This is a genomic window from Pseudomonas sp. S30, assembly GCF_016518545.1.
Classification (GTDB): Bacteria; Pseudomonadota; Gammaproteobacteria; order Pseudomonadales; family Pseudomonadaceae; genus Aquipseudomonas.
The window spans coordinates 1-13,693 of record NZ_JACVTO010000033.1 but is presented as its reverse complement, the minus strand read 5'-3'; the positions used below and the strand labels follow the sequence as shown (position 1 = coordinate 13,693).

The 13,693-nt window shown below is 66.0% G+C and carries 7 protein-coding genes; all 7 read right to left on the bottom strand.

Annotated elements, in window-relative coordinates; translation table 11 throughout:
- Positions 1–4 precede the first annotated feature (4 nt).
- The 7 genes from IAE34_RS23540 to recC all read right to left on the bottom strand — a co-directional run bounded on the left by IAE34_RS23540 (position 5) and on the right by recC (position 13,562).
- Positions 5–1,720 (bottom strand): ShlB/FhaC/HecB family hemolysin secretion/activation protein, encoded by a 1,716-nt coding sequence (locus IAE34_RS23540; protein ID WP_200141362.1) that lies wholly within the window; start codon positions 1,718–1,720, stop codon positions 5–7.
- 198 nt (positions 1,721–1,918) lie between these two features.
- On the bottom strand, positions 1,919–2,419 hold the full coding sequence (locus IAE34_RS23535; protein ID WP_200141361.1) for an OmpA family protein: 501 nt from the start codon (positions 2,417–2,419) through the stop codon (positions 1,919–1,921).
- Positions 2,420–2,422: 3 nt separating this feature from the next.
- The gene (locus tag IAE34_RS23530; RefSeq protein WP_200141360.1) at positions 2,423–3,691 is read right to left on the bottom strand and encodes a diguanylate cyclase domain-containing protein; all 1,269 of its coding nucleotides are present in this window, start codon (positions 3,689–3,691) and stop codon (positions 2,423–2,425) included.
- Complete coding sequence (locus IAE34_RS23525) at positions 3,688–4,263, bottom strand: YfiR family protein (RefSeq protein WP_200141359.1); 576 nt, start codon at positions 4,261–4,263, stop codon at positions 3,688–3,690. Before IAE34_RS23525 ends, IAE34_RS23530 begins: the two co-directional genes overlap by 4 nt.
- A 76-nt stretch (positions 4,264–4,339) precedes the next feature.
- Positions 4,340–6,415, bottom strand: coding sequence for an exodeoxyribonuclease V subunit alpha (gene recD / locus IAE34_RS23520; protein ID WP_200141358.1), 2,076 nt, complete (start codon positions 6,413–6,415; stop codon positions 4,340–4,342).
- A complete protein-coding gene (gene recB / locus IAE34_RS23515) occupies positions 6,412–10,089 on the bottom strand; it encodes an exodeoxyribonuclease V subunit beta (protein WP_200141357.1) in 3,678 nt (1,225 codons plus the stop codon). Before recB ends, recD begins: the two co-directional genes overlap by 4 nt.
- Positions 10,086–13,562, bottom strand: coding sequence for an exodeoxyribonuclease V subunit gamma (gene recC / locus IAE34_RS23510; protein ID WP_200141356.1), 3,477 nt, complete (start codon positions 13,560–13,562; stop codon positions 10,086–10,088). Before recC ends, recB begins: the two co-directional genes overlap by 4 nt.
- Positions 13,563–13,693 lie beyond the last annotated feature (131 nt).

The following is a 13,693-nucleotide window of genomic DNA, read 5'->3' as shown; positions in this document are numbered from 1 at the left end:
GTGGTTAAAGAAAAACGTCCATGCGGAAATAGATCGGTGCTTCACGCTCGATCACATCGGGACGTTCCAGGGAATGCGCAAAGGTCACTGAGGCCGCGACGTGCTGGCCTCGGCTGAACAGTTCGAGCGAGTGACTGGACAAGCGCCCGTGCTGATCACCGTTGTAGCGTTGATTGCGAATCACGCCTTGGTCGTAACCGAGGGCCGCGCCGTACTCGGCGAACACCGGGCGCACCCATTCCAGCGTCACCGCACGGGTCAGGCGCACTTCATTGCGCCAGTAGCCACCGCTGTCACCGGACAGGAAAGCATCCTTGTAACCACGCACCGATGACGAGCCACCCAGGCTGATGCGTTGCGGACTGAACAGCACATCCTCGCTGCGCTGCCCGGTCGCCAGGCTGGTGAAGCTCAGGTTTTCACCCCACAGCCGGAAGGGGTGCAGGTAGCTGAGGGTGCCGGTGTACTTGCGATAGCGTGCATCCGCCTCACCCGAGCGAGGATCGTGGTTGCCTTGCGCGTCGAGAGCGCCGATGCCTTGCTGCATGCCCAGATCGATGTTGAGGAACGCCGAGCCGACCCGCCGCCCGTGGTTGATACCGAACTGCGCCTCGGTGATGCGATTGCTGCTGAGCGCCAGCTTGCTGTCTTCGACATAGTTGTTGGTGCGCAGCCAGGACAGACCGGCATTGAGCGAGGTCTTGCTCAGGGCGTCGCGATGCACTACGCGCTCGGCCTTGAACTGGTGGTTCTGGCTGTCGCCGTCCTGCTTGAAGTCGACGTTCGAAGCCTGCGCCACCGAGCGATATTCGCTGGTGCTGTACAGGTAGCTGAACGTCCACCAGCCCCATGGCACACTGTAAGCGAGCGACGCATTGCGCGAGGCTTTGTGCCGGTCGCTGATAGCATCGTGGCCGCCGCGCACGCTGAACTGATCGGCCAGCCCCAATGGGTTGTCCCACTCGAGTCCGATATTCCATTGCTGCTCACCGGTGCTGCGTTGGCCCTCATTGGTACGCGACAGGTTGGCACGCCACGGCTTTTGCGCAGTATTCCTGACGACCACATCGCTGCCGCCCACGACCTGGCCAGGGGTCAGTTCCATCTGCGCACGATTGGACGGCAGACGATTGAGCTGGTCGACCATCTGCTCGATTTCGCGCAGGTTGACGATCCGGCCTTCCTGACCGGGAAAGGTCATCGCCAGTTGGCGATCCGACAAGCCACCGTCAGCGGCACCGCGCAGTTTTTCCAGCTTGCCTTCGATGACCAGCACCTGCAGATCACCCTTGGACAGGTCTTGCTGCGGCAGATAAGCGCGAGTGGTCACCAAGCCCTTGCCGATGTAGTGATCGGTGACGGTCTTCAGCAGCTCATTGAGCTGCGTCACGCCCAGACACTTGCCTTGAAAAGGCTCGATCAGCGCGTCGCGCTCGGCAGGCGACAAGGCATCGGCACCTTCGAGCTCGATGCGATTGATGGTGAAACAGCGCGTGTCGTCGGTAGCGGCGGGCGCAGCGGGGGCCACTGGCTTGCCGGGCAGCTCCCTGAGTTCGTCGAGGCGGCGACGCTGCTCTTGCAGCAGTCGGTCTTGGCGATCCCGGATAAGGTCTTGTACCCCGGGAGCATCGACCGGCGAGGTGGCCGCAAATACGGGGGCGGCCGCAATAGCGAGCGAGAGCGAGGGCAGCCGCGCCGTTTTCAAAGCGTGGAAATACACACTACATCCTTGCAGTAGCGAATTGACATCAGACGGCGGGCGATATTATAGCGCCACTATCCTGGCGTCAATTATTCGCATAGTCCGCGCTGCGCTGCTGCTGACGTAGAGTTCGCTACAGGCCGACCCGGCAGCGGGTATCTGCCAGGCACTGAGCGGGTTGCCATCGGCCCTGCGACCGCCATGCCGCTCGATGCCTCAATTGGACGCCACCACGATCGACACACGCCGATTTTCCGTGCGCCCGGCGCGGGTGCGGTTGTCCGCCACCGGCTGGCGGCTGCCCAACCCGCGCGTCTGGAGGTTGCCAGGCGGCATGCCGACGCTTACCAGCACTTTCGCCACGCTCTGCGCCCGGCGTTCGGACAGTTGCTGGTTGTAGGTGGCCTTGCCCGAGGCATCGGCATGGCCATCGATCCGCACGCGCAGGATACCCACCGACAGCAATGCCCGGCCGATACGCTCGACGATCGCCTCACTCTGGCCATTGAGCCGGTCCAGGTCACTGCCGAACAGGACCTTGCCGGACAGATCGAACGCCCAGCCCTCTTCACTGGGTTCGAAGCCCTCGCGCTGCAACACGGCGATCTGTTCGGCACTGAGCCCTGCAGGCACAGGCGTCTTGCAGCCGATCAGCGCCGACAGCGCCAGCAGCAGGGTCAGCCAGGCGGATGCCGGCCGGGTCCAGAGGTGTGTCACGGTTCAGCTCCTGTCATCGATATCGGCAGCCCAGTCGCTGCGGGCCACTTGCCAATGGCCACGGCGCGTACGCTTGGCCTGGTACATCGCCGCATCGGCGGCATTGAGCAGACTGGCCGGGTCCTGGCCGTCATCGGGGTAGAAGGCGATACCGACACTCAGTGCGCTGGGCACCCGCCGACCATCGTCGAGCTCGATCGGCAGGCGCATGCTGGCGACGATCTTCTCGGCGATGCGCTGGGCGTCCTCGCGCGAGTGCAGTGGCATCAGCAGCACGGCGAACTCGTCACCGCCCAGCCGCGCCACCAGGTCATGTTCGCGCAGCTGTGCACGAATCCGGCTGGCGACGTTGATCAGCACCTCGTCGCCCACCGCATGCCCGAGGCTGTCGTTGATCTGCTTGAAATGGTCGCTGTCGAGAAACAGCACTGCCAGGTGGTCGTGATGCCGGGCGGCATTGCGCAGGCAGCGATTGAGTCGGCCCTCGAAGAATGCGCGATTGGGCAAACCGGTGAGGCTGTCGTGGCTGGCCTGATGGGCCAGCGTGGCATTTTCGCTTTGCAGGTGACTCTGCCAGACCTCCAGTTCGTCGAGCAGGGCGTTGAAGTCGGTACCCAATTCGTTGAGCTCGGCGATGCGCGCGTCAGGCACCCGCCGGTCGAAGCTGCGTTCGCGACGGGCCGCGTGAGCGACGCTGGCCAGACTGCGCAGTGGGCGGACGATGTCGCCGAACAGCCGACGCGACAGGTGTAGCGCCGCCAGGGTGCTGAGCAGGATGCAGCAGAGGATGCCGACCAGCCCGCTGAGCAGAAATTGCAAAAGGCTGCCCCCCTGCCCGGTGAGTTCGATGTGCCCGACCGTGCGCTGCTGATGCACGATCGCACGATGGATCGGCTCGTCCAGCAAGGCCTTGGCCACCAGCCGCTCCAGCGGTGCCAGCAGGCCGCTGTCTTCGCGTTGCCACTGCGCCAGGCGCTCGCCTTCGAGATCGAAGACCTTGGCATCGGCCACTTCCTCGCTCCCGGCGATCACGGCCAGCGCCTCGTTGGCCGCGGCGCTGTCGTCGAAAACGACTGCCGCCTCCACGGTGTAGCTGATGGAGCGGGCGATCAGCTCCAGGTTGTGGTTGGCATAGACCCGCAGTGCCGCGACACCGAGCAAGGTCACCGAGATTCCAGCCAGGCCGACCGCGAGCAGGGCGATCGCCAGGTGGCCGCGCCCGAGCACGGCACGCAAGGTGGGCCGCCGCTTGCGCCTGGGGCGAGCGCTCATGGCTGCGGCCCTCGACGTCGCGACAGTTGCAGTACGCTGGGGTGAATGCGCAGGCCACTGCGCGCCACCGAATCGAGGTTCACCATGAAGCCGACCTGGTCGCCTTCGACATGCAGGCAGAACAGGCTGCCGACCGTACACGGGTCTTGCGCCTCGCTGATGCTCAGGATCGGCTGGCCGAGCAGCGCCTGGGAGAGCCGGTCACGCTGGCCGTGATCGAGCCGGCCGATGTATACGGCATCGCAGGCGCTGGCGACAAGCGGGTCGCCCGCCAGCAATCGGCGTACCTGAACCGCAGGCGTGGCGCCCTGGCCTTCATCCCTGATCAGTTCGTCGGCGTATTCGGTGGGGCCGATCAGACACAGGCGCAAGGGTGACGGCTCGACCGGCCAGCGCGCGTAACTGAAGATACCCATCACCACCTGGGCCACGGCCCTGGCGCGTTGCTGGACAGTCTCGGCGGTGGCCGCAGTGTCTGCTCGCGCAGCTGCGGCGGACAGCGACAACACGACGATCGCCAGCGATAGCGCACTCCTCGCCCTTCGCCACCCAGACGAGACAACCACGGACATGTGGGAAACTTCTCAAGTTAATGTCAGACGACTCGCACGATAGCACAAGGCCGCAATGCCAAGGTATTGACGAATGTCAGATATTATCCAGAGAAAGGCCAGAAATCCGGCGCACCTTGCGCGCTATCGCGTCTTCAAGAACCCCTGCGCGAGGCTCGATCAGGCTGAAGCAGGTCTTGGCCCGGGTGATCCCGGTATAGATCAGCTCCTTGGTCAGCACGGGATTCAGCGCATCGGGCAGCACCAGCGCGGTATGGCTGAACTCCGAACCCTGGGACTTGTGCACGGTCATGGCGAACACGGTCTCGACCTCATTGAGGCGGCTGGGCAGCACGAAGCGCACGCCGCCCGAGCCATCGTTGCGCGCGAACGCCACGCGCAATGAGGTTTCCCCAGCTTCGTCCGGCAGGCGCAGGGTGATGCCGATATCGCCGTTCATCAGGCCAAGGCCGTAGTCATTACGGGTAACCAGCACAGGCCGGCCTTCATACCACGGCTGGCGAGTATCGATCAGGCCGGCGCCGTGCAGCACGCGCGCCACGCGCTCGTTGAGCCCTTCCACTCCCCAGGCGCCTCGGCGCACGGCGCACAGCAGCTGGAAGCCTTCGAAGCTGCTCAGCACCTGCCCCGCCCAGCGCTCCCAATCGCTGGCGTCGAACGCAGTGCCCAACGGCGGTCGCCGGCGACCCAAAGTGCGCAGGTAACTGCGATACCCTTGGGGGCCGTCCTCGCCACGGTCGAGCCCATCCAGCAGCAGACGATCAAAGGCGCGATCATGCTCGCCGCGCAGGGACAAGCCGAACACATCCTCGGGCGGTACATCCAGCAACGCACGCGCCTGGTCGGCCATTTGCAAATTGACCAGACGCGCCAGCCGACCGATACCACTGCCCTCGCCGAATCGTCGGGAATGGCGCAGCATCACCACCTGCTGGGCCAGTGCGTGGCGATGGGCATCGCCCGGCAGTAGTGCGGCATCGGTCAATGCCTGACCCCCGACCTGCTCCAGCCAGGCCAGGGTCGCGGGCGTATAGCGACCCTCTTCGGCATACCGGCACAGATCGCCGAGCACGGCCCCGGCCTCTACCGACGCCAGCTGGTCCTTGTCGCCCAGCAGCACCAGGCGGGCACGCGGCGGTAGCGCCTCCAGCAGGTTGGCCATCATCTCCAGGTCGATCATCGAGGCTTCGTCCACCACCAGCACATCGAGCGGCAGCGGGTTGCCGGCATGGTGACGAAAATGCCGCGAACCCGGGCGGCTGCCCAGCAGGCGGTGCACGGTGCTGACTTCGGTGGGGATCTGCGCGCGCACCTCGGTGGGTACCTGCAGGCGCTCCACCTGCTGGCCGATGGATTCGGTCAGGCGCGCCGCGGCCTTGCCGGTGGGCGCAGCGAGACGAATGCGCAGCGGCCTGCCCTGCTCGACCGCCGGCCCCTGGAGCAGCGCCAGCAGACGCACCACGGTGGTGGTCTTGCCAGTACCGGGGCCACCGGTGACGATGCTGAACGCCGCACGGGTGGCCAGGGCACAAGCGAGCTTCTGCCAATCCACCTGCCCCGCGGGCGCGCCGCCGTCGAACAACTGCGACAGGCGCTGCGACAGGTCGTCGGGAACCGCTTCGTGGGTGGCGATACGCTGTTGCAGCGAGTCATCGATGCGTCGCTCGTAACGCCAGTAGCGACGCAGATACAAGCGCTGGCCACTGAGCACCAGAGGCCGGGATTCCTGGTCGGCGGCGTCACCGTCGGCCACCAGTCGGCTGTCCGCCAGACGAGCGCGCCAGGTCTGGGCGTCGAGCGTGGCCAGCAGTTGCGAGGGCAGCAGCAGCGGCCCGGCCAAGGCATCGCCCTCCGGCGGCAGCGACAGGGCGAAATCGGGCTCGGCCAACGTCTGCGCCAGGTCCAGGCAGACATGCCCGTGCCCCAACTGATGGCTGGCCAACGCGGCCGCCAGCAATACCAGAGGATCGCCAGCGGGTGCGCGCTCTTCCAGGAAAGCGACGAAGGCGCGGTCCAGTGCCCGCAGCCAGCCGCGCTCCACCCAGCGGTCCAGTAGCGCCAGCAGGTCGCGACTGTCGGTCAGCGGCGCCAGGGCCGCCAGGTGCTCAGCCTGCAACGGGGTGGGTAACAGATCGTCGAGGGTTCGGCTCATGATGCAGCTCCGGCGAACAAGTCCTGCTGCTCGGGTTGAAGGTCGCCGCGAAACAGCGCGTCGAGCTGCTCGATCAGCGCACGGGGCGGACGCACGGTGTACAGGCCATGGCCAGCACTGGCGGTGCCGCGCAGGAAAATGAACAGGGCCCCACCGACATGTCGGTCGTAGTCGTAGTCCGGCAGGCGAGCGCGCAGCTGGCGATGCAGTGCCAGCAGGTAGAGCACGTATTGCAGGTCGTAGCGATGCTCGAGGATCGACTGTTCCATGGCCTGGGCGTCGTAGGCGTTGCCGTCCGGGCCCAGCCAATTGGATTTGTAGTCGGCCACGTAATAGCGACCGTCGAGTTCGAAGGCCAGGTCGATGAAGCCCTTGAACATCCCGTTGAGCTGGCTGGCCAGGCAGGCCGGGCGCGCCGCACCGCCGTGGGTATGGCGGGCGACCAGCTGATCCAGGCGCTGCACGTCGACGCGGTGGCTGGCGAACCAGAATTCCATCTCGATCTGGTACTGCTGCAACTGTGCCAGGCACAACAGCGGACCCTCCGACTCCAGCGCCATGCCCTGGCTGAGCAGCTGTGTCAGCCATTGACTGAGCGTGGGAATCCAGCCAGCCCAGCCGCGCCGGTTGCAGCGCTGGCCCACGGTACGCTCGATCAGCGCCGGTTGCCGGGCCACCTCGGCGAAACCTTCGCGGCCCGCCCACTCCAGCAAGCCATGGAGGAAGGTGCCAGGGTTAGGTCCGCGGGGGAAGCGATGAATGTCGCCGTTCTCCGCCGGCACCTCGCGCAGCCGTTGCAGATCCAGGCCTTCGTCGTCGAGCAGTTGCTGGGCCTGGGAGCTGTCGGCCGTCAAGGTATGGTCGCCGACGCGCAAGGCACTGTAGGACGCGATCCACCACTGCTCGGCGGCCGAGCGTCGGGGCTTCAGGGCGGCCTGCCACTGGGTACCTTGACGTGGCGCTCGATACTGCTGGTCCTCGACCTCGGGCAGGCTGGCACAGCTGATCGCAGCGCTGCGCTCGCCCCATCTCTGCAGCCACTCGTGCAGCTGCGTGGACGCGGCCAGCGCCTGGCCCCCACCCAGCAGGTAGCCCAGGGCCGAGCGATGCAGCTGGGAGCTTTTCTGACTGCCGCGCTTGAGGTCGGCGACGCCCAGCCAGCAGGCATGCTGGGCACGGGTCAAGGCCACATAGAGCAAGCGCAGATCCTCGGCCAGCCGCTCGTCATCGGCCAGGGCGATCTGCGCGGCGGTCGGCGTCAGGCTCAGCAGCGGCTGGCCATCGCGATCATGCCAGGTCAACGGCAGGCGCTGGCCGTCCACCGCCTTGCTGATGCACACGAACGGCAGGTACACCAGCGGGTATTCCAGGCCCTTGGACTTGTGGATGGTCACCACCTTGACCAACTGCTCGTCGCTCTCCAGGCGCAGGATCTGTTCCTCACCCGCCTGCCCGGCGTTGGCCAACTGCTCGCCCAGGTGGCGAATCAACGCCTGCTCGCCATCCAGCTCGCCGGCAGCCTGTTGCAACAGTTCGGCCAGGTGCAGCAGGTTGGTCAGCACGCGCTCGCCGTCGGTACGCGCGATCAGGCTGCGTGGCAATTTGAAGTCGTGCAGCAGGCGCCGCAGCATCGGCAGCACGCCCTGACGCTGCCAGGTTTCACGGTACAGGCGAAAGCGCATGACCCAGGCCTCCCACACCCGCTCGTCCTGGTTCAGCCGCTCCAGTTCGCTCAATGGCAGATCCAGGGTCAGACTGGCCAGTGCCGCCTTGAGCAGGCGTTCGACATCCGGTTCGGCGCAGGCCTTGAGCCAGGCCAGCAGGTCGTGCGCCTCCTGGGCGGCGAACACCGAGTCCTTGTCGGAGAGGTAGACGCTGCGCACGCCACGGGCAACGAGCTCGTGGCGGATGAGCTGAGCCTCGCGCCCATCGCGCACCAGGATGGCGATATCCGCTGGTCGGCAGCCCTGGATGTTTCCATCCTGGTCCTGGAACCCGCTCTGCCCGCGCTGACCGCCCGTGAGCAGCGTGACGATGTGGCTGGCGCAGCGGGCAGCCATCTGCTGGCGGTACTGGCTGCCGGACAGCGGCTCGTCACTGGGCAGGTGCCAGCCGTTCAAGGCCGCGCATGGCTGGCCCTCGATCACCAAACGCTCGCGACGCCCCATGGCCTTCACTTCGACGAAGGGCAGTGGGTTGTCGCCCCCCTCCCTGAACAGGAACGCGCCCCGGCCCTCGGCGCGCTGCTCGGCCAGCAGGAAGGTGGCGTTGACCGCCTCGACCATGGCCTGGCTGGAACGGTAGTTGGTATCCAGGCTGTGCAGGCGTTCGGCGGTGGCGCGCCGGGCATCGAGATAGGTGAAGATATCGGCGCCACGAAAGGCGTAGATCGCCTGCTTGGGGTCGCCGATCATGAACAGGCCGGTCTCGGGGCGGTTCTGCGCGATGCGGTAGATCCGCTCGAAAATACCGTACTGGACCGGGTCGGTATCCTGGAATTCATCGATCAGCGCGACCGGGAACTGTTCACGGATCAGCCCGGCCAGTCGTTCGCCGGCGTCCCCGCGCAACGCGTGCGCCAGGCGCAGGAGCATGTCGTCGAAGCCCATCTCCGCCCGTCGACGCTTTTCCACCTCGAAGCGTGCCGCCACCCACCCGGCTGCATGCTGGAGCACCGCCGCCTCCGGGCTCGGCAGCGCCTGGAGCTGGTCGCGCAGCTGCGCCATGGCCTGCAAGGCGGGATGTTCGGGCGGAGCACCGACCTTCCACACCTCGGCCATGCCGGCTGGCGTCAGGCGGGTGAAACCGGTGCCCAGCTCCAGCTCCATGAGCGACTCGTCGCTGGCCCAGGCGCGCAGTTTATCGAACCACGGCTCGAAGAAACGCGCCTGCAACTTGCGTCCGTCCACCTGCTTGGCGGCCACGGCGGCCTGGCAGAGCGCCTGCAATTCATCGGCCCATAGCCGCCAGGGCGCCTTGAGTGCGCCCAGTTGCTGCTGGCGCTGTTGCAAGGTCGAGTCGATCAGCGTTTGAGGGTCAGGGCCTTGGCTGTCGCCTGCGATTCGTCCGAACAGCGGACGGATACGCCCGAGCAGGGCATCGGGGCTCACCCAGTGCTGGCGTACCCACGCCAGCGCCTCGCCTTGCATGCCGTAGCAGAAGCGTCGCCAGTAATCGCGCATGACCTGGCCGAGCAACTCGCTGTGGTCGGTTTCAAGGCTCTGGGTGAACAGGCTGCCGCTGTCGAAGGCGTGTTCGCGCAACATGCGCTGGCACCAGCCATGGATGGTCGAGACCGCAGCTTCATCCATCCACTGCACGGCCACTTCCAGACGGCTGGCGCAGCGAGCCCAGTCGTCCGGCAGGTAGTCGTCGCGCAATTGCCGCAGCAGCGGGTCCGCCTCCTCCAACTCGCCCCGGAAGAAGCGTGCGGCTTCGGCCAGACGCGTGCGTATCCGCTCGCGCAGCTCCTTGGTCGCGGCATCGGTGAAGGTCACCACGAGAATCTGCGGCGGTAACAATTCGCGGCCGAAGCCCTGCTCGCCACCATGACCGAGGATCAGGCGCAGGTACAGCGCCGAGATGGTGAAGGTCTTTCCGGTACCGGCGCTGGCCTCGATCAACTGGCTGCCGTGAAGGGGAAAGCGCAGGGCCAGCGGGCGGTCCTGGTTCATGGGTGGGTCTCCGGGCTGTCCGGGCTCTGCCAGGCAGCGCTGAACAGGGGGCGGTAGAGGGTTTCGCACCAGCCTTCGAAAGTTTCGTCGGCACTCAGCGCGGCGAAGTCGCGGAACTGGCGCAGCAGCGCGAGGCTTTCGCTGCGCTCGCCGAAGCTGTTCTGGCCGTCGCCTTCATAGGCGCGCGCGGCGGCCAGCCGAGCTTTGTCTGGATCGGACTGGGCGAGCCAGGCGAATGCCGTCTTGGCGGCCACCGGCAGCGGGCCGTTCATACCGGCCTGGCGCGCGACCAGCAGATCGGCGAGCAGATGGCCCGCCTGTGCTTGAGGCAACGGCGCCAGCAGCAGTGTCTGGTCACTGGCGACCAGCGCGGTATGCAGAGCGTAGCCGCTGGCGCAGGCCGCCAGGTGCATGACCCAGGCCGGGATCAGCCGATGCCATTTCAGTGCGTTGCGACCGGCACCCAGGCTATTGGGCACCGCGACGATGCTCAGCAGGCTCTGGTCATCGCTCTGGTAGACGCGGCCCAGCCAGCCCTCCAAGCGCTGGCCCGCACGCTCTAAGGCGATGGGCAGCGCGCCCTCGACCAGCAGGTGCCAGCGCTGCAACAGCTGGCGATGGCGGCCGAGCAGGTCCGGCAGCGGCTGAATCAGTTCGACCTGCAGCGACTCACCGAATCCCGCCAGCGGCAGCAGACCACACGCCTGAAGCCGACGCGCCTGGCTGCGCAGTGCGGGCTCAGGATCGTCTGGGGCGCGCAACGCGGCATCGAGCAGACGCTCGCTGAGGCTGTAGCGCTGCAAGGCATCCAGCACGAAGGGCTCTTCGTCGGGCGTGGGCGCCTGCACCGCCTCGAAAAACACTTTCAACCGCTGGCTGAAGAAATGCCTGACAGGATGGCGCAGGAAGTCCTGCAACTGAGCCAGGCTCAGGGGGTCATCGCTCTGGTACGCAGGCAGCGCTGCTGGCGTGGCCAGTGCGTCTTCCCTGGGCTGATGCAGCACCTGCCATTCATGGGCATAGCTGAACAGTGCACTGCCTTTCTGGAAATAGCGCTGGCTGAAGGGCTGCAAAGGATGCTCCTGGGTCAGGGCATGCAGCAGTCGTTGCCCCGCATCGTCATGCTCGCCAGCACCCGCCCATCGCCAGCCGGCAGCGAGGTGGTCGCGCAACTGCCCGATCAGCACCGATGCCGGACGCTCGCTGTTGTCGCGGATACTGCGCCCGACCCAACTGACGTACAGCTGCTCACGGGCGGACAGCAGCGCTTCCAGCAGCAGGTAGCGATCATCCTCGCGGCGCGAACGATCCCCGGGGCGGTAGTCGCTGGCCATCAGGTCGAAGTCCAGTGGCGGCTGAGCCCGCGGATAGTCACCATCGTTCATGCCCAGCAGGCAGACGATGCGAAACGGAATGGCGCGCATGGGCATCAGGGTGCAGAAATTCACCGAGCCGGCCAGAAAGCGCTGGGACAGCCGGTTCTGGTCGAGGCCCGACAGCCAGGCCTCACGTACCACCGTCAGTGGCAACGCTTCTTCCAGGCCGACCGTTTCGCAGGTCTGCAACCAGGTGTCGCGCAGGTTCTGCAGCTCCACCAGCAGCAACTCGTCGTGCTCCTGCTCGGCCAGGAAGAACACGTCCAGCAGGGCGTGCAGGCGTGCGCCCCACTGTTGCGGGTCGGCCGGTTCGGCAAGGCTCTGGCAGGCCACTTCCAGTGCGTCGAGCAGCGCCACCAGCGGGCCGATGAGTGCCGCGTCGAGGCCGCCGATTTCATCGAACGGTTCGATCCCGTCGCAGCCTTCGCCCACGCCGACCGCGTAACCGAGCAGCATCCGGCGCAGCCCGAACCGCCAGCTGTTCTGCTCCAGGCCCTGCGGCAACCCGAGGCTGGCGCGCTGCTCGCCATCGAGCCCCCAGCGAATGCCAGCGCCCTCGATCCAGCGGTGCAAGGTCGGCAGGTCGCTGTGCCGGATACCGAAACGCGCCCGCACGGCAGGTACATCCAGCAGATCGAGAATTTCGCTGACGGCGAAACGGCTGTCGGGCAGCTTGAGCAAATGCTCCAGGGCGATCAGCAGCGGGTCGCGCCCACGCTGGCCCTGGTCGGTGAGGGTGAAGGGGATGTAGCGTGGATCCTGGCGATCGAGCTGACCGAACACCGCGCGGATGTGCGGGGCATAGTCGTCGATGGCCGGGAGCATGACGATGACGTCCCGCGGGCGCAGGCTCGGGTCCTTGCTGAAACGCGCGAGCAACTGATCATGCAGGATTTCGACTTCTCGCTGCGGGCTGTGGGCCACGTGGAATCGGATCGAGCGATCGACGACGGTATCCACAGCCGGCCAGGCCTGGCGAGTCTCGGCAAGCGGGCGCAGTTCGAGGATATCGTCCTGCAGCTGAGCCAGCAGGGTGGTGGGGGACGCTTCGCTGAACAGGTCGATGCGCCCCTCGCTGAATACGCTCTGATAGCTGCCAGGATCGTCATAGCTGTCGAGCAGGTTGATATAGTCCCGGCCCTGCTTGCCCCATGCCGCCAGCAGAGGGTGGGCATGCTGGTGCATCGCCTCGTCGTCCAGTTGCAACGGCATGCCTTGCTTGCGTTGCAGACGCCTGTACTGGTGGCGCAACAGGTCCTTGTCCGCCACGATGTCGCCCCAATGGTGGCGACAGGGATTGTGAACGCACAGCAGCACCTGGCTGAAGCGAGCCAGACCGGCCAGCGCTTCCAAGGTTTGTGCAGGCAACGAGGAAATACCGAAGACGATGACCCGCGCCGGCAACCCAGGGGGCGCCTGGTCCGAGGCGTGGATGCGCTCGATGAAACGCTGGTGCACGCCTGCACGACTCTGGGCCATGCCCTCGAGCCCCACATCTTCCAGCAAGGCACGCCACAACTCGGCCTGCCAGCGGTTGCCCTCCGCCAGCGGCTTGCGCTGGCTACGAGCGCTGTTGAGCACGTACTGGCCGGCGGCCCAATCCTTGAGCCAGTCGGCGCGGTAGACCTGATACTGGTCGAACAGGTCGGCCAGGCGCTCAGCGAGCTGGTAACGCTTGCGCAGGTCGGTGTCGTCGGTGAGAAAACGCCTAAGTGGCTCGAAATGCGGGCGTTCGATCAACGTGGGCAGCAGGCGCATCAGGCGCCAGGTCAACGGCGCCTTGTCGAGCAGCGAGACCTCCGGAATTTCATCCCGCCCGAGTACGCGCCGGTAGAGCTGCCACATGAAGGTGCCGGGCAGTTGCACGTCGATCGCTGCGGCGATGCCGCAACCGCCTTCGTCGTCCGGCATGGGGTCTTCGGCCAGCGCCAGCTTGAGCCACTGGGCAATACCGTTGCTCTGCACCAGAGCAATCTCGTTTTCCAACGGCGCCAAGGGATAGTTGCGCATCACGCTGACCACCAGATTGCGCAGATCGTCCGGCCGATTGCCCTGGACGATCATGAAGCCTGGCTGCAAGGACGTGGTGCCGGTCATTAGGGGCTCTCTGGAAGACGAATTCGCTGTCCGAACCATACGCTGTGCAGCCACGCTTGTCGCGCGGCCGGACGGTCGACAGGCCCGGGAAGAAACGCAATCGCCAAAAAGACAAAACCCCTACCTGCGCG

Bases quoted from the DNA above. Each gene is read 5' to 3' on its own strand.
- IAE34_RS23530 (WP_200141360.1), bottom strand. From the start codon at position 3,691: ATGAGCGCTCGCCCCAGGCGCAAGCGGCGGCCCACCTTGCGTGCCGTG.
- IAE34_RS23525 (WP_200141359.1), bottom strand. From the start codon at position 4,263: ATGTCCGTGGTTGTCTCGTCTGGGTGGCGAAGGGCGAGGAGTGCGCTA.
- recD (WP_200141358.1), bottom strand. From the start codon at position 6,415: ATGAGCCGAACCCTCGACGATCTGTTACCCACCCCGTTGCAGGCTGAG.
- recB (WP_200141357.1), bottom strand. From the start codon at position 10,089: ATGAACCAGGACCGCCCGCTGGCCCTGCGCTTTCCCCTTCACGGCAGC.
- recC (WP_200141356.1), bottom strand. From the start codon at position 13,562: ATGACCGGCACCACGTCCTTGCAGCCAGGCTTCATGATCGTCCAGGGC.